Raw genomic sequence first — 17,351 nt, 5'->3', positions numbered from 1 at the left:
AGTTTACAGGGGTATCTGGCCGGCGTTGCTGACAGTGACCTGTTTGGCTGTCTGGCGATATTGAGTTTGGTATTGCTACTGACAGCTTCGCATCGCGCGGCTCGACACTCACGCCTTCACCGTGTCCTAACGCTTTCGGTTTTGGCCGCTGTTGTAGCTATTCATGGCTTTGGATCGTGGTACGGAAATCTGAGACCAGCATGAGCAACTACACCCGTCTTGCCATTTGCTTGTTTTTCCATGCCGTGGGATGTGTGGCCTACGTGTTTTTGAATAATGCAGTCGTACATGCCTACAAGCATCTGAACGGCGGGTTCACCGCCCGTGGAGTTGCCATCGGTATGGCCAGCTACGCGCTGTTTTACATTTTTCTTGGTGTCAATTTGATAGCTGCGCTGATCCCGAATCTTGTCGCCAAGCTGGTGATCCTGAGTCTTATGGTGGGCTTCATCCTGCTTTGGATGCTACCCGACAACCCACTGAGAGCCTTGTTTTATGGTGTGGCTCAAGGTTGCGTCACGTTGCTGGCAATCCTCGCTTCTCAAGTTACCGAGTTGCGTTGGGCATCGCGAAACAAGGTCGGGCGCATCCAGCCGAGCCAGCCTGAGAGTGCCATCCAATGAGCAGGTCGGGTATCGAGCGTAATCATCAGGTTGGTATTTCCATGAGTTCCACTACCAGGCAGGTACCCCGTGTCCTTTAACCACTACTACCAAAGCGAACTCACCGCACTGCGCCAACTGGGCCGCCGTTTCGCCGAGCGTAGTCCGGCGTTGGCGCCGTTCCTGGGGCAGGCCGGGCGGGATCCGGATGTGGAGCGGTTGCTGGAAGGTTTTGCGTTCCTCACCGGGCGGCTGCGCCAGAAGCTCGATGACGAGCTGCCGGAGCTCAGCCACTCGCTGATGCAACTGCTGTGGCCGAACTACATGCGCCCGCTGCCGGCGTTCAGCATTTTGCAGTTCGATCCGCTGAAGCGTTCGGGCCCGGCGCTGGTGGTCGAGCGTGATACGCCGATTGAAAGCAAGCCGATCGAAGACGTGCGCTGCCGTTTCCGCACCTGCTATCCGACCGAAGTGTTGCCGCTGGATCTGGCCGCGCTGAACTACTCGGTGAAGGGCGATGGCTCGCTGCTCAGCCTGCGTCTGGAAATGAGCGCTGACGGCCACCTCGGTGAGCTGGAGCTGAGCAAACTGCGCCTGCACTTTGCCGGTGAGCGCTACATCAGCCAGATGCTCTACCTGAGCCTGCTGCGTAACCTCGAAGGCATCGAGCTGATCCCGCTCGACGGTGCCGGCAAGCCGATCGATGGTGTCAGCGGCAAGCCGATGGCGTTCAAGATTCCGGGTGACCGGGTCAAACCGGTGGGCTTTGCCGAAGAAGAAGCGTTGATCCCGTATCCGCTGAACACCTTCCGTGGCTATCGCTACCTGCAGGAATATTTCGCCTTCCAGGACAAGTTCCTGTTCGTCGACGTCAACGGTCTGGACATCCTCAACGCGCTGCCGGAAGACACGCTCAAGCAGATGCGCGGCCTGGAATTGCGCTTTGACATTCGCAAGAGCGGCATCATGCGCATGCGTCCGACCCTGGATAATGTGAAGCTGTTCTGCACGCCGATTGCCAACCTGTTCGCGCACGACGCACTGCCGATCCGCCTCGATGGCAAACAGGATGAATACCTGCTGCTGCCAGCGGAATTCGATCTGGAAAACTGCGGCGTGTTCTCGGTGGAAACCGTCACCGGCTGGAAGCCCGGCGGCCTCGGTTATCAGGAGTACGTGCCGTTTGAATCCTTCGAGCACGACCCGAGTTTCGACGTGCCCAACAGCCGTCCGCATTACAGCATCCGCCAGCGTTCTTCTTTGCTGCACGACGGCCTCGACACCTATCTGAGCTTCGGCATCCGCCACACCGAAGCCCACGAAACCCTGTCGATCGAGCTGATCTGCACCAACCAGAACCTGCCGCGCAAGCTCAAGCTCGGCGACATCTGCATGGCCTGCGAGGAGACGCCGGAGTTCCTCAGTTTCCGCAACATCACCCCGGCCACCTCGAGCTTCGCGCCACCGCTGAACCGTGACTTCCTGTGGAAGCTGATCAGCAACATGTCGCTCAACTATCTGTCGCTGGCCGACGTCAACGCGTTGAAGGTGATTCTCGAAACCTACGACCTGCCGCGCTACTACGACCAGCACGCGGAGAAGGTCAGCAAACGCCTGCTCGGCGGCCTCAAACACATCAAGCACCACCACGTCGACCGGCTGCACCGCGGGTTGCCAGTGCGTGGTCTGCGCACCGAACTGACCATCGACCCGGAAGGGTATATCGGCGAGGGCGACCTGTTCGTTTTCGCCTCGGTTCTTAACGAGTTTTTCGCGCTTTACGCCAGTCTCAATTCGTACCACGAGCTGCGGGTAAAAAGCACACAGGGAGAGGTGTACCAATGGACACCACGTATGGGCCTGCAGCCCCTGCTTTAAGCGGGCTGACAAAGGTAATACGCGAGTACTCGCTGTTTCAGGCCGTGCTGCTGGTGATCGACCGGCTGCGCGAGGCACACCCGTACCTGAGCGAAGACGATCTGTACGACCAAGTGGAGTTCCAGGCCAACCCGAGCCTGGGCTTTCCGCGCAGCGACGTCGACCGTGTGGAGTTTTTCGAAGAGCACGGGCAGATGCGCGCGCGCATACGTTTCAACCTGATCGGCCTGGTCGGTTCGGGTTCGCCGCTGCCGGCGTTCTATGGCGAACAGGCGCTGGGCGACAGCGAAGACGGCAACCCGACGCGCAACTTCCTCGACCTGTTCCACCATCGCCTGCAACGGCTGATGCTGCCGATCTGGCGCAAGTACCGCTACCGCGCCAGCTTCCAGAGCGGTGCGCTCGATCCGTTCTCGGCGCAGCTGTTCGCGTTGATCGGTCTGGGCGGCGAAGAGATCCGCAAGGCCAAGGAGTTGAACTGGAAACGCCTGCTGCCGTATCTCGGTCTGCTCAGCTTGCGGGCGCACTCGGCGGCGCTGATCGAGGCGGTGCTGCGTTACTACTTCAAGCACGAAGACCTGGTCATCGAGCAGTGCATCGAGCGTCGCGTGGAGATCCTCGACGAGCAGCGCAACCGTCTCGGTCGCGCCAACAGCCTGCTAGGTGAAGACCTGGTGCTGGGCGAGCACGTGCGCGACCGCAGCGGCAAATTCCGCATTCACATCACCGAACTCGACTGGGAGCGATTCCACGAATTCCTGCCGATCGGGTTCGGCTACCAGCCGCTGTGCGCGCTGGTGCGGTTCACCCTGCGTGACCCGCTCGATTACGACATTCGCCTGGTGCTGCGCCCGGAAGAAATCCGCGAACTGCGCATTGGTGAAAAGAACGACTGTCGCCTGGGGTGGACCAGTTGGCTGGGCTGCGAGAAAGCAGACGGCGTGGTGACCCTGGGCAGCAAAATTCATTAAGGACGTGAGCCATGATCAACGTAGACCTGCAACAACTCATCCAGGCGCTGGACGCCGAAACCCGTCGTGACCTGGAACGTTCGGCCGAACGTTGCGTGGCCCGTGGCGGCAGCAAGATCCTCGTCGAAGACCTGCTGCTGGGTCTGCTGGAGCGTCCGAACGGCTTGCTGTCGCGCGCGCTGCAGGATGCAGACGTCGACGCCGGCGAACTGAGCGCCGCGCTGCAATCTCGCGTTGAACACAGTGCCTCGCGCAACCCGGTGTTTGCCCCGGAACTGGTGCAATGGCTGCAAGACGCGCTGCTGGTGGCCAACCTCGAACTCGGTCAGACCCAGGTCGAAGACGCTGCGCTGATCCTCGCGCTGCTGCGCAACCCGATGCGTTATGCCGGCAGCCGTTATCAGCCGCTGCTCGCCAAGTTGAATATCGATCGCCTGAAAGAATTCGCCCTGTCGCAACAGGAGCAACCAGCCGCCAACGGTAAGCCGGCCGCTCAAGGCGAATCGCTGCTGCAGCGCTTCACCCACAACCTGACCCAGCAGGCCCGCGACGGCAAACTCGACCCGGTGCTGTGCCGCGATGGCGCGATCCGCCAGATGGTCGACATCCTCGCCCGTCGTCGCAAGAACAACCCGATCGTGGTCGGTGAGGCCGGCGTCGGTAAAACCGCCATCGTCGAAGGCCTGGCCTCGCGTATCGCTGCCGGTGAAGTGCCGCAGGTGCTCAAAGGCGTCGAGCTGCTGTCGCTGGACATGGGCCTGCTGCAGGCCGGCGCCAGCGTCAAAGGTGAGTTCGAGCGTCGTCTCAAAGGCGTCATCGACGAAGTCAAAGCCTCGCCGAAACCGATCATTCTGTTCATCGACGAAGCCCACACCCTGATCGGCGCTGGCGGCAATGCCGGCGGTTCCGATGCGGCCAACCTGCTGAAACCGGCCCTGGCCCGTGGCGAACTGCGCACCATCGCCGCCACCACCTGGGCCGAGTACAAGAAATACTTCGAGAAAGACCCGGCCCTGGCCCGTCGTTTCCAGCCGGTGCAATTGCACGAACCGACTGTCAGCGAAGCGGTGACCATCCTCCGTGGTCTGGCGCAGGTCTACGAGAAGAGCCACGGCATCTATCTGCGTGATGATGCGGTGGTCTCGGCGGCCGAATTGTCCGCCCGCTATCTGGCCGGTCGCCAACTGCCGGACAAAGCTGTCGACGTCCTCGACACCGCGTGTGCCCGGGTGCGTATCAGCCTCGCTGCTGCCCCGGAAAGCCTTGAGCGCCTGCGCGGCGAGCTGGCCGAAGGTGGCCGTCAGCGTCAGGCGCTGCGTCGCGATGCCGAGGCCGGTCTGCTGATCGACCACGAAGCGCTGGACGCACTGGAAGCGCGGCTGGACGAAGCCGAAAGCGAAATGGTCGCGCTGGAAAGCCTGTGGACTGAACAGAAGCAACTGGCCGAGCGCCTGCTGGAACTGCGCCAGCAACTGGCCAAGGCCCGTGAAGCCGCTGCCGTCGAGCCGACCCTCAGCGTTGAAGAAGACGCCGAAGGCACCGTGATCGAAACCCTCGTTGCCGAGGTCGAGGAAGGCCAGAGCGTCGAAGCGCTGGAAGCCCAGCTCAACGAAACTCACAGCGCCCTGACCGCCGCCCAAGTCAAAGAGCGTCTGGTCAGCTTCGAAGTCTGCCCGCGTCTGGTCGCCGAAGTGATCAGTGCCTGGACCGGCGTGCCATTGGCGCAACTGGCCCGTGAGCACAACGCCAAGGTTGCGAGTTTCGCCACTGACCTGCGCACGCGCATCCGTGGTCAGGAACAAGCCGTGCACGCACTGGATCGTTCGATGCGCGCCACTGCCGCCGGCCTGAACAAGCCTGACGCACCGGTCGGCGTGTTCCTGCTGGTCGGCCCGAGCGGCGTCGGCAAGACCGAAACCGCGCTGGCCCTCGCTGACCTGCTGTACGGCGGTGACCGCTTCATCACCACCATCAACATGTCCGAGTTCCAGGAGAAGCACACCGTATCGCGTCTGATCGGTGCGCCACCGGGCTACGTCGGTTACGGCGAGGGCGGCATGCTCACCGAAGCGGTGCGCCAGAAGCCGTACTCGGTGGTGTTGCTCGATGAAGTCGAAAAGGCTGATCCGGATGTGCTCAACCTGTTCTATCAAATCTTCGACAAGGGCGTGGCCAACGACGGCGAAGGTCGCGAGATCGACTTCCGCAACACCTTGATCCTGATGACCTCGAACCTCGGCAGCGACAAGATCAGCGACCTCTGCGAAGACGGCGCACGCCCGACCGCCGAACTGCTCGAAGAGACCATTCGCCCGGTGCTGAGCAAACACTTCAAACCGGCGCTGCTGGCGCGGATGAAAGTGGTGCCGTACTACCCGGTGGGCGGTCCGGTGCTGCGCGAGCTGATCGAAATCAAACTCGGTCGTCTGGGCGAGCGCCTGAACCGTCGTCAGCTGGATTTCAGCTGGTGCCAGAACCTCGTCGATCACCTGTCCGAGCGTTGCACGCAAAGCGAAAGCGGCGCGCGTCTGATCGACCACCTGCTCGATCAGCACGTGCTGCCGTTGGTGGCCGACCGCTTGCTCGACGCGATGGCCACCGGTGAAAGCCTCAAGCGTGTGCATGCCACGCTCGACGGCAACGCCAGCGTGACGTGCGAGTTCGCCTGAGGTGGGTGTGATGTTCACTCAAGTGCCGCAGCCACTGGTCTATGCCGAAGCCTTGCTGGCGCAGTTCGCCAGCCTGTCGCGCGCGGCGGACGGTGCTGCGCTGCTGGGTGACTTCGTGCGTGGTCTGGCCGAGTTGAGCGGTTGCGAATTGACGCAGTTGTACCTGCTCGATGCGACCCACACCTGCCTGGGGATGAACGCCGAGTGTCTCGATGGCGCGCTGCAACCGCGCGCCACGACCAGCCTGCCGGCGGACTACAACGGTGAGCAACTGCTGCAGTTTGCCCTGTGCCAGAACCGCGTGGTGTGCCTGGACGATCTGGGTGCCAGCCTGCACGAAACCAGTTTCCTGCCGGCCACCGCCGGCGCCTGGCAATCGTTGCTGTGCGTGCCGCTGGTCAATCAGCAGAAGGCGGTCGAAGGCCTGCTGCTGTGTGCCAGTCGCCGTCACGTCGACTTGCAGGGTTTCGCCGATTCCCTCGGCCAGCTCGGCTCGTTCGTGCTCGGCCAGTTGCACCTGCTGCAACGCCTGCGTCAGCCCGTCGGGGTCGAGGCGCCGGTGAGTCGCAGCGTGCCGAGTCTCAACGGTTATGGCCTGATCGGTAAAAGCGCGGCGATGCGCCAGACCCACTCGTTGATCAGCAAAGTCCTGCACAGCCCCTACACCGTGTTGCTGCGTGGCGAGACCGGTACCGGCAAGGAAGTCGTGGCACGGGCGATTCACGATTGTGGCCCGCGTCGCTCCCAGGCCTTCATTGTGCAGAACTGCGCGGCGTTCCCGGAAAACCTGCTGGAAAGCGAGCTGTTCGGCTACCGCAAAGGCGCCTTTACCGGCGCTGATCGCGACCGCGCCGGGCTGTTCGATGCGGCCAATGGCGGCACGTTGTTGCTGGATGAAATCGGCGACATGCCGCTGTCGTTGCAGGCGAAGATTCTGCGTGTGCTGCAGGAAGGCGAGATCCGTCCGCTGGGCTCCAACGACACCCACAAGATCGACGTGCGCATCATCGCCGCGACGCACCGCGACCTGGCGGTGCTGGTCAGCGAAGGCAAGTTCCGCGAGGACTTGTACTACCGTCTGGCGCAATTCCCGATCGAGTTGCCGGCCCTGCGTCAGCGCGAAGGCGACATCCTCGACCTGGCCCGGCACTTTGCCGAAAAGGCCTGCGCGTACCTGCAACGTGATCCGGTGCGCTGGTCCGACGCGGCGCTTGAACATCTGTCCGGTTACACCTTCCCCGGCAACGTGCGGGAACTCAAGGCGCTGGTCGAGCGCGCGGTGCTGTTGTGCGAAGGCGGCGAGTTGCTGGCAGAACATTTTTCCCTGCGCATGGAGCCGATGCCCGAAGACCACAGCGGCCTGAATCTGCGCGAACGCCTGGAAAAGGTCGAGCGCACGCTGTTGCTCGATTGCCTGCGCAAAAATGACGGTAACCAGACCCTCGCCGCCCGCGAACTGGGCTTGCCGCGCCGCACCCTGCTGTACCGCCTCGGTCGTCTGAACATCAACCTGGGTGATTTCGATGGTTGATCTAGGGATGTTTTCTGGAGCAGGCGCCTCCTCTGTGGCCAGCCAATTACCTGTGGTTGTTGAGCTCCCTGTGGTGAGGGAACTTGTCCCCGATCGGCTGCGCAGCAGTCGTAATCCGACCACCACGGTTTGTCTGGGAAATCCGGATAGCTTGTTTTGGGGGCGCTTCGCACCCCATCGGGGACAAGTCCCCTCGCCACAGGGGATCGGTGTACCCCTTGTGTTGGCTCGAAGGCCCCGATGTAGAGCCTTCGAGACCACCAAAAGAATTAATTTCAGCGCCGCCCGAAAGGGTCGGCGCTTTGTGCTTTGTCTACCCCTGGAGACCCTCTGATGTCTGTTCGTCACTGGCACGCCGTCCTGCTGACCCTCGTCGTTCTATGCGGCCTTGGCGGCTGCAGCGGCAATTACAAATTCAACGACAACGACTATCGCCCGTTGGGTGATCCGCAAGCGGTCAATCGCGGCAAGTGACCGCAAGGAGCATCAAACATGGAATTGGTTTTCGAAATGCTGAACACCAAGCAGTTCGTGCCCACCGAGTTGTGCCAGAAGACCTTCAAACAGGCTGGTGGCGTGATCGGGCGGGGCGAGGACTGCGACTGGATCATTCCTGACCGCAAGCGGCATCTGTCCAATCACCACGCGATTGTCAGCTACCGCGAAGGCACGTTTTTCCTGACCGACACCAGCAGCAACGGGGTTCAGGACGGCGACAGCGGCGCACGCCTGCACAAGGGCGAACCGGTGCGCATCGAGCACGGCAGCACCTACGTGCTCGGCGACTTCGAAATTCGCGCGCGACTTGTGCGTGACCCGGCGACCTTCGATGGTGAAGTCGGCCGTCCGCGTGCCGCCGGCAGCATCATTCCGGACGACGCGTTTCTCGATCTTGATCCGTTGAATGCGATCGAACAGCAAGAGCGCGTCTATTCGGAAATCGACGAGCTGTTGGCCCCGACCGCCAAGCCCGAGGATTCCCGTCAGCGTGCCGACTATGCGCGCATCGACATGGAAAGCCTGATGGTGCCGGAGCTGATCGCACCGGTTGAACCCGAGCCAGCTCCGGCCCCGAAAGCCGTCGAGCGTCAGAGCGAAGGGTTCTGGGAGTATTTCGGTGCGGCGCTGGGCGTGGATCTCAAAGGCCTCAGCCACGACGAGCGCGAAGCGTTGGCGCTGAACGCTGCGCGTCTACTGCGGCAGAGCATCGGCGGTTTGCAGCAGAGCCTGCGCACCCGTTCGGAGCTGAAAAACGAGCTGCGTCTGGCCCAGACCACCGTGCAAGGTACCAACAAGAACCCGCTGAAATTCGCCGTCGATCCGAGCGAAGCGCTGGAGATTCTGTTGCAGCCGCACAAGCCCGGGCACCTGCCGGCCGATCAGGCGATCTCCCGTGCGTTCCGCGATCTGCAGGCGCATCAGGTGGCCTTGCTCACCGCCAGCCGCGCCGCCGTGCGCGGCACTCTGGAGCACTTCTCGCCGGAACAACTGACCCTGCGTTTCGAGCGCGACAACAAGCCGTTGATCGCCACGTCGGGCGGGCGCTGGAGAGCGTTCGGCCGTTACCACCAGGCACTGCGTCAGGACGATGACTGGAGCGAGCGTCTGCTGGCCCGCGATTTCGCCCAGGCCTATGAAGAACAGATCCGCCTGATCTCCACCCTCCACACCGACCACCAAGGATGATGCGCATGTCTCGCCGCTCGACCGCTTTTTTCAAGACGCTGACTGCGCTCACCGTGCTGGTGCTGCTCGCCGGTTGCTCGTCGCTGTCGCCGTACTCGAAAGTGACCAAGATCAACCTGAAGCTGACCGGCAGCGATCAGCTCAACCCGGACCTCAACGGCCGTCCTTCGCCGATCGTGGTACGCCTGTTCGAACTCAAGCACCCGGTGACCTTCGAGAACGCTGATTTTTTCAGCCTCTACGAGCGCGCCAAGGAATCCCTCAACCCGGATCTGGTGGCCAGCGAAGAACTCGAACTGCGCCCGGGTGAAACAGTGGAGATGAAGCTCAGCGTGGAGGAGGGCAGCCGCTACGTCGGCGTTCTCGCCGCGTACCGTGATCTGCCGGAAACCAAGTGGCGCTACACCGTGCAGGTCACTCCGCTGGAGCTGACCGATGCCGATCTGACCCTGGATCAGGCCGGTATCCGCAACACCCATGAAGCGCTCGCCAAGGCGGATGACTGAACATGAATACCCATAAAGTCATTTGGCAGGAAGGCATGTTGCTGCGTCCGCAGCACTTCCAGCACAACGATCGCTATTACGATCACCAGATGAAAACCCGCACCCAGTTGCTGGGTGGCTACACCTGGGGTTTCCTCAATCTGGAGATCGACCTGCAGTTCCTCAACATGGGCAAACTGGTGATCAGTGCCGCCTCGGGGATTCTGCCGGACGGCAGCCTGTTCGAACTCGGTGGTAACACCGAGCCGCTGGCGCTGGACGTACCACCGAATACCGGCAACACGCCGATTTACCTGGCGCTGCCGTTGGTCACCGGTAACCACATCGAAGCGCGCCGTCCGGAGCAGTCCGACGTGCTGGCGCGTTACACCGCGTATGACGCCGAAGTGGCCGACTCCAACGCCGGCGACGATTCCGCCAGCCAGGTCAGCTGCGGCCGCCCGGACTTCAAACTGTTGCTCGGCGAGCAGCAGAGTGATCAGGCCTACGTGAAGCTGAAGATCTGCGATGTGCTCGACACCACGCCGGACGGCGTGATCAGCCTCGACCCGGATTTCGTGCCGACCTACATTCAGGCCCACGCGTCCAGCTATCTGCTGTCGTGCCTCAAAGAAGTCATCAGCATGCTCAACCACCGGGGTGACACGATTGCCGAGCGGATTCGCTCCAACGGCAAGGTCGGTGGTGCGGAGGTTGGCGACTTCATGATGCTGCAACTGATCAACCGCACCGAACTGCTGCTGCGCCACTACCTCGGTCTGGAGCAGGTGCACCCGGAAGAGTTGTACCGCACGCTGCTGACCATGCTCGGCGATCTGGCGACTTTTTCCAGCGACAGCAAGCGCCCGCGCCTGGACAGCCGCTACTCCCACGCCGACCAGGGCGCGAGCTTCCGCAAACTGATGGAAGCGATTCGTCAGGTGTTGTCGATGGTGCTGGAACAGCACGCCATCGAACTGATCCTGCAGGCGCGTCAGTACGGCATCATCGTGTCGCCGTTGCACGACCACAAACTGCTCGGCTCGGCATCGTTCGTGCTGGCGGCGAGTGCCAACTGCGACTCCGAAGAACTGCGCCACCGCTTGCCGGCGCACCTCAAGGTCGGCCCGGTGGAGCGCATCCGCCAACTGGTCAACCTGCACTTGCCGGGGATCAAGGTCAAACCCTTGCCCGTGGCCCCGCGGCAGATCGCATTCCACTCGAACAAAACCTACTTCATCCTCGAACTCAGTTCCGAAGACCTGGCGCAACTCGAGCGCTCCGGCGGCTTCGCGTTCCACGTGTCCGGCGAATTCGCCGAGCTTGAACTGAAATTCTGGGCCATCAGGAACTGACCGCCATGATCAAGGAAACGGATTACAACCAGGACGACAAAACCGTCCTGCTCGATCGTCAGGGCCACGGACCGGCAGCGAGTCCGCTGACCGACTTCGCCGCGCCGCCGCGCTTCGAGCAACTGGAAGAACGGATGATCTACGCCGCGCGCCTGCGCCCGGCGGAGGCCTTCAACATCAGCCTCAATTCGCTGGTGGCGGCGTCGTCCGAACTGCTTTCGGAAGTGGTGCGTCTCAAGCACAGCGAAACCCGCGAAGACCTCTACGCGCTCAACGAGCGCCTGACCGCCGGGCTCAAGCTGTTTGAAGTGCGCGCCTTGCACAACGGCGCCGAAAGCAGCCAGGTGATGGCTGCCCGTTACGTGCTCTGCACCGTGGTCGACGAAGCCGTCGTGACCACGCCGTGGGGCAACGAAAGCGAGTGGTCGCAGATGAGCCTGCTCAGCAGCTTCCACAACGAAACCTTCGGTGGTGAGAAGTTCTTCCAACTGCTCGATCGCCTGTCGAAGAACCCGGTCAAGCACCTGCCGATGCTCGAGCTGATGTATCTGTGCCTGTCCCTCGGTTTCGAGGGCAAGTACCGCGTGCAAGCGCGTGGCATGCTCGAGCTCGAAGGCATCCGCGACGCCTTGTACCGGCAGATCCGTCAGTTGCGTGGCGACGTGCCGCGCGAATTGTCGCCGCACTGGGAAGGCCTCAACGATCAGCGCCGCAACCTGGTGCGCATCGTGCCGGCGTGGATGGTGGTGCTGTTCACTTTGGTCTGCCTGGTGGTGATGTATTCGGGTTTCGCCTGGGTCCTGGGCGAGCAGCGCGACACCGTTCTGCAACCATATCAGCCGCTTGATCCGGCCGCGGTCCAACCGCAGTCGCAGCCGTAACAGGGACGTGTGATGAAAAAGTTTTTCAAGAAAGTCGGCGCCTTCCTGCGCCAGACCTGGGTCTGGACCCTGCTGCTGGTGCTGTTCGTGGCGCTGCTGGTGTGGTTCGTTGGCCCGTTGTTGGCGGTGGATGACTACAAGTTCTGGGAAAGCGCGACCTCGCGTCTGCTGACCATCAGCGTGCTGTTCCTGATCTGGGGCCTGACCATGGTCTTCGTCAGCTGGCGTGCGGGCGTCCGCAAGAAAGCCGTCGAAGAAACCGAAGACGGCCAGGATCGCATCCGTCGTGACGAGTTGATCGAAGAAGAGCAGAAAGAGTTGAAGGCGCGCTTCAAGGACGCGCTGAAAACCCTGAAGACCTCGAGCCTGTATCGTGGCCGCAGCGAACGCTGGCGCAACGACTTGCCATGGTACCTGCTGATCGGTCCGCAGACCTCTGGCAAGACCAGCTTGCTGGACTTCTCCGGGCTCGAGTTCCCGATCAACAAGATCGACCGCAAGCTGACCCGCGACACCCTCGGCACCCGTCATTGCGACTGGTACTTCGCCGACCACGGTGTGCTGATCGACACCGCTGGGCGCTACACCACGCAACCGGACGCGGAAGTCGACGGCAGTGCCTGGACCACCTTGCTCGAGCTGTTGCGCAAGCGTCGTCGCGGGCGTCCGTTGAACGGCGTGCTGGTGACCATTCCGGTGGAGTCCCTGATCGGTGGCAGCGAGCAGGACATCGACACCCTGGCGCGCCAGGTACGCGGTCGCCTGCAAGACGTCTATCAGAAACTGCACGTCGACGTACCGGTGTATCTGGTGCTGAGCAAGGCTGACAAGCTGCTCGGTTTCGACGAGTTCTTCGATCAACTGACCCGCGAAGAAAGCGATCAGGTGCTGGGTACCAGCTTCCGCAAGGACCAGCTCGGCACCGACGTCGCTGTACTGCGCAGCGAGTTCGAAGAGCTGCTGCGTCGCCTGAACAATCAGGTGATCATGCGCATGCACTCCGAGCGCGATACCCAGCGCCGTGGCCGCATCCTCGACTTCCCGCATCAACTGGGGCAGATCGGCGAGCGTCTGTGCCTGTTCGTCGACATGGCGTTCACTGGCAACCGTTACCAGCGTGCGACGTTGCTGCGTGGTTTCTACCTGACCAGCGCCCCGCACCTGACTCAGGAAATGGACGCGACCACCGCCGGCATCGGCGCCAGCCTGGGCATGAGCGCCGGCGTGCTGCCAACTCTGCGCAGTGGCCGTTCGCGCTTCATCCATCATCTGTTCAGCCGGGTGATTTTCCCGGAATCGGATCTGGCCGGCCTCGACAAGCGCGAGCGCAGCCGCATCCATTGGGGCCAGCGTGCGTTGTACGTTGGCGCACTGGCGGCACTGGCCCTGTTCGGCATGCTCTGGGCCGGTGGTTTCTCGGCCAACTACGAGCGTCTGGAAAACCTGCGCACACTGGCGCAGAACTGGACTCAGCAGCGTTCGGCGCTGACCCCGCGTGATGACGCGATGGGCGTGCTGAAAACCCTCGACACCAGCTACGCCGCGACTCAGGTGTTCCCGAAAAAAGGCGACGTCTCGTACCACGAACGCGGCGGTCTGTATCAGGGCGAAGACGTCAATCCGGTGGTCAGGCAAGCCTACGAGCACGAGCTCGAAGCGCAACTGCTGCCACGGGTCGCGACCCTGCTCGAAGGGCAGATCCGCGCCAACATGAAGGACCGCGAAAAGCTGCTCAACAGCCTGCGTGCGTACCTGATGCTGAACATGAAGGACCGTCGCGATGCGGCGTGGCTCAAGGACTGGGTCGCCACTGACTGGTCGCAGCGCTACACCGGCAACACCGCGGTGCAGAACGGTCTGAACACCCACCTCGAGCGCCTGCTGAAGCAGCCGTTCATCTACCCGCTGAACGATCAGCTGGTGACTCAGGCGCGTCAGGTTCTGCGTTCCGAATCGCTGGCCACCGTGGTCTACCGCATGCTCCGCGAGCAAGCGCGCAACCTGCCGGAATACCGTTTCAGCCAACACCTCGGCCCGCAAGGCTCGCTGTTCATCGGCACCGAATACGTGATCCCGGGTTTCTACACGCAAACCGGTTATCAGCAGTACTTCTCGGTGCAGGGTTCGGCGCTGGTCACCGACATCCTGCGTGACAACTGGGTGCTGGGCGAAGGTGCGGGCATCAGCGACATGGACTTGCGTCGCCTGATGGTCGAGTTGGAGCAGCTGTACTTCCGTGACTACGCCAACTACTGGAGCGAGGCCGTTGGCCAGGTGGCCTTGCCGCCGATCAGCGACGCCGGTGAAGGCGCCGAGCAACTGGCGGGCCTGACCTCGGCCAACTCGCCGGTGCTGGCATTGCTCACCGAAGTGCGCGAGAACACGCGCTTCCCGGCCGCTGCCGATCCGGTGGATGAAGCCGGTGATGCCGCTGATGCGCTGGCAGGGCAGAAGGGCAAACTGGGCAAGGTCGGCAAACTGGCCTCGGCTGTCGCGGACAAGGCTTCGGCGATGAACGTGGCGAAGAACCTGCCGGACACCGCGAAGAAATCGCTGCAACGCCGTTTCGAGCCGCTACACCGTTTGCTCGATGACAACAACGGCCCGGCCGCTGATCTGACCCCAGCCCTCAGCGCGCTCAACGACCTGCAACTGCAACTGTCCGGTCTGGCCCGTTCCAGTACGCCGGAACAAGCTGCGTTCGAACTGGCGAAAACCCGCATGAGCGGCCAGCGTGATGCGCTGACCAATCTGCGTGCTGCCTCGGGTCGCCTGCCGCGTCCACTGAGCGTGTGGTTCAACGTACTGGCCGAAGACTCGTGGCGCCTGGTGCTCAACGATGCCTACCAATACCTGAACGGCCGTTATCAGAACGAGCTGTACAGCGTGTATGGCAAGACCATCAGCAAGCGTTATCCGTTCAGCGCCAGCAGCACCAGCGACGTGGCGATCAGCGACTTCCGCGAGTTCTTCCGGGCTCAAGGCACCGTCGACCGCTTCTTCGACAGCTACATGCGTCCGTTCGTCAGCGGTGATCCGGGCAACTACCGGATGCGCAGTGTCGACGGTCACAGCCTGCCGGTGTCGAAGATGTATCTCGACCAGATGGCGGCAGCCCTGACGATTCGTCAGAGCTTCTTCTCGATCAACCCGGCCGAGCCGACCGTGCAGTTCAAGCTGGAGCCGTACACCCTCGACCCGGCCGTCAGCCGTTCCGAGTTCAAGTTCGGCGACAAGACCATGGAATACCGCCACGGTCCGATTCTGCCAATGACGTTCAAGTGGCCGACCGATGCTGAAGATGGTCGTACCAGTCTGGTCATGGACAAGATGGCGGGTCGTCCGATCGGCATCGAGAAGAACTCCGGCCCATGGTCGCTGTTCCGTCTGTTCGACCTGATGCAGACCGAGTACCTGACCGGTCGCGACGTGTTGGTGCTGAAAGCCGACGTAGGTGGCCTGCGCGCCAACTACCTGCTGACCAGCCAGCGCACGCCGAACCCGTTCGACATGGGCGTGCTGCGCACTTTCCGTATGCCGGTGCAGCTCTGATGCTGGTGGCCAGTCCCTGGCGCAGCGCGGCGCGTACCGACCCGGGCAAGGTGCGGGCGCGCAACGAAGATGCCTTCCTCGACTCGCCACAGCAGGGGCTGTGGGTGGTCGCGGACGGCATGGGCGGTCATCAGGGTGGCGACATCGCCAGCCAGTTGATCGTCGCCAGCCTGGCTGAACTGCCGCAACACGAGGACTTCGACGAACGCCTCAAAGCCATCCGCCAGTGCCTGCACTGGCTGAACCGGCGTTTGGGGCAAGAGTTGACGGTCACCGCCGGGCGTCACGACAGCATCATGGGCAGCACCGTCGTGGCGCTGCTGGTGGAAGGCAATCGCGCGGCCTGCATCTGGGCCGGCGACAGCCGTTGCTATATGTGGCGCGGGCAGCGGTTGTATCAGCTGTCCAAGGACCATTCGCTGCAACAGCAACTGATCGACGAGCAACAGATGAGCGTCGAACAGGCCGCAGCGCATCCGGCGGCTCAGGCCTTGACCCGAGCCGTCGGCGCGGCTGAACAACTGACCCTGGATGTCCTCGAACTCGAGGTCTATCCGGGCGATGCGTTCTTGTTGTGCAGCGATGGTTTGTATCAGGGCCTGAGCAGCGATGCCCTTGGCAATGCCCTCAGCCTCAGCGCGCCGCACGTGGCGCTGGAACGTCTGTTCGACGGCGCCCTGCGTGGCGCCGCCCGGGACAACCTGACTGCCGTGGTGATCCGCCAATGACTGAAATCGAATCGTCAGTCGATGACTTGCTGATGAGCGAAGAGCAGGCCAACAACCTGACCTACTTCGCCTTCGCCAAGGCAAACAAGGCAGAGCCGTTGCTGGCGCCAACCAAGGCCAGCATCGGTGCACTGCCGGACGTACTCGCCGGCCGCTACCACCTCGAGCGTCTGCTCGGGGCGGGCGGCATGGGTGCCGTCTACCGGGCGCGGGACCTGCTGCACGAGCAGTTCGGTGATCCCGATCCTTACATTGCGCTGAAAATCCTCAGCGAAGAATTTGCCGAATCGCCGGACGCCAGTGCCTTGCTCTACAGCGAGTTCGCCCTGATCCGACGCCTGCGCCACGACAACGTCGTGCGTGCACACACCTTTGAAGTCGATACCGACTGCCAGCGGGCTTTCATCACCATGGAATACATGCGTGGCCTGACCCTGGACAAATTGCTCTGCGAGCGGCCCCTCGGCCTGCCGTGGAAAGAAACGCGCGACATCGCGCTGCCGCTGCTCGATACGCTGGCCTACGCCCACCGTCGCGGCGTGCTGCACGGTGACATGAAGCCAAGCAACGTCATGCTCAGCGAGGACGGCCTGCGCCTGTTCGACTTCGGTCTCGGCCAGGCAGACGAAGGCGTGTTGCCCGGCCTGCCGCACCTGAGCCGCGAGCGTTTCAACGCCTGGACCCCGGGCTACGCTGCCCCCGAACTGCTTGAGGGCCAACCGATGTCGGCCAGCGCGGACGTGTACGGCGTGGCCTGCGTGATTTATGAACTGGCGAGCGGCAAACACCCGTTCCGCCGCTTGCCCTCGACCCAGGCCCGCGATGAGCACCTGGAGCGCGAGCTGCAAGCCCCGGCGAACCTGCCAAAACACGGCTGGCCAGCGCTGAAAACTGCGCTGAGCTTCAATGCGGCAGAGCGCACCATCACTGCCGACCAATTGCGTGACGCCTTGGGCGCCACTTCGTCCTGGCTGCAACGGTTGCGACTTCGGGCGTAACGGACGACATTCGAA

At 62.4% G+C, this 17,351-nt stretch carries 13 protein-coding genes; all 13 read left to right on the top strand.

All coding sequences use genetic code 11. From position 1 onward, the window contains the following. The first annotated feature begins 200 nt into the window (after positions 1-200). The 13 genes from PseAD21_RS14725 to PseAD21_RS14660 all read left to right on the top strand — a co-directional run bounded on the left by PseAD21_RS14725 (position 201) and on the right by PseAD21_RS14660 (position 17,336). A complete protein-coding gene (locus tag PseAD21_RS14725) occupies positions 201-623 on the top strand; it encodes a hypothetical protein (RefSeq protein ID WP_102356309.1) in 423 nt (140 codons plus the stop codon). Between the two features lie 69 nt (positions 624-692). Beyond that, positions 693-2,480: a type VI secretion system baseplate subunit TssF gene (gene tssF, locus PseAD21_RS14720; protein ID WP_102356308.1), complete on the top strand. Its 1,788-nt coding sequence runs from the start codon at positions 693-695 to the stop codon at positions 2,478-2,480. After that, on the top strand, positions 2,444-3,451 hold the full coding sequence (tssG, locus tag PseAD21_RS14715; RefSeq protein ID WP_102356307.1) for a type VI secretion system baseplate subunit TssG: 1,008 nt from the start codon (positions 2,444-2,446) through the stop codon (positions 3,449-3,451). Before tssF ends, tssG begins: the two co-directional genes overlap by 37 nt. Before the next feature lie 11 nt (positions 3,452-3,462). Continuing rightward, positions 3,463-6,120: a type VI secretion system ATPase TssH gene (gene tssH, locus PseAD21_RS14710; RefSeq protein ID WP_102356306.1), complete on the top strand. Its 2,658-nt coding sequence runs from the start codon at positions 3,463-3,465 to the stop codon at positions 6,118-6,120. Positions 6,121-6,130: 10 nt separating this feature from the next. Next, positions 6,131-7,651: a sigma-54-dependent Fis family transcriptional regulator gene (locus PseAD21_RS14705; RefSeq protein WP_102356305.1), complete on the top strand. Its 1,521-nt coding sequence runs from the start codon at positions 6,131-6,133 to the stop codon at positions 7,649-7,651. A 333-nt stretch (positions 7,652-7,984) separates the two neighbouring features. After that, on the top strand, positions 7,985-8,125 hold the full coding sequence (locus PseAD21_RS14695; protein WP_003229566.1) for a hypothetical protein: 141 nt from the start codon (positions 7,985-7,987) through the stop codon (positions 8,123-8,125). Positions 8,126-8,143: 18 nt separating this feature from the next. Then, positions 8,144-9,337 (top strand): type VI secretion system-associated FHA domain protein TagH, encoded by a 1,194-nt coding sequence (tagH, locus tag PseAD21_RS14690; protein WP_102356303.1) that lies wholly within the window; start codon positions 8,144-8,146, stop codon positions 9,335-9,337. A 5-nt stretch (positions 9,338-9,342) separates the two neighbouring features. Then, positions 9,343-9,843 (top strand): type VI secretion system lipoprotein TssJ, encoded by a 501-nt coding sequence (gene tssJ / locus PseAD21_RS14685; RefSeq protein WP_025112683.1) that lies wholly within the window; start codon positions 9,343-9,345, stop codon positions 9,841-9,843. Between the two features lie 2 nt (positions 9,844-9,845). Beyond that, complete coding sequence (tssK, locus tag PseAD21_RS14680) at positions 9,846-11,177, top strand: type VI secretion system baseplate subunit TssK (RefSeq protein ID WP_007962327.1); 1,332 nt, start codon at positions 9,846-9,848, stop codon at positions 11,175-11,177. 5 nt (positions 11,178-11,182) lie between these two features. Further along, positions 11,183-12,058: a type IVB secretion system protein IcmH/DotU gene (icmH, locus tag PseAD21_RS14675; protein WP_003229559.1), complete on the top strand. Its 876-nt coding sequence runs from the start codon at positions 11,183-11,185 to the stop codon at positions 12,056-12,058. A 12-nt stretch (positions 12,059-12,070) separates the two neighbouring features. After that, entirely contained in the window at positions 12,071-15,610 is a 3,540-nt protein-coding gene (gene tssM, locus PseAD21_RS14670) for a type VI secretion system membrane subunit TssM (RefSeq protein ID WP_102356302.1), read from the top strand. Continuing rightward, positions 15,610-16,338 (top strand): PP2C family serine/threonine-protein phosphatase, encoded by a 729-nt coding sequence (locus tag PseAD21_RS14665; protein ID WP_027610389.1) that lies wholly within the window; start codon positions 15,610-15,612, stop codon positions 16,336-16,338. The genes tssM and PseAD21_RS14665 overlap by 1 nt, the downstream gene beginning before the upstream one ends. After that, complete coding sequence (locus PseAD21_RS14660) at positions 16,335-17,336, top strand: serine/threonine-protein kinase (protein ID WP_102356301.1); 1,002 nt, start codon at positions 16,335-16,337, stop codon at positions 17,334-17,336. Before PseAD21_RS14665 ends, PseAD21_RS14660 begins: the two co-directional genes overlap by 4 nt. The last annotated feature ends 15 nt before the right edge of the window (positions 17,337-17,351 follow it).

Source organism: Pseudomonas sp. AD21, from assembly GCF_002878485.1.
Classification (GTDB): domain Bacteria; phylum Pseudomonadota; class Gammaproteobacteria; order Pseudomonadales; family Pseudomonadaceae; genus Aquipseudomonas.
The sequence above is the reverse complement of the archived record's forward strand: the minus strand, read 5'-3'. Positions and strand labels throughout refer to the sequence as shown.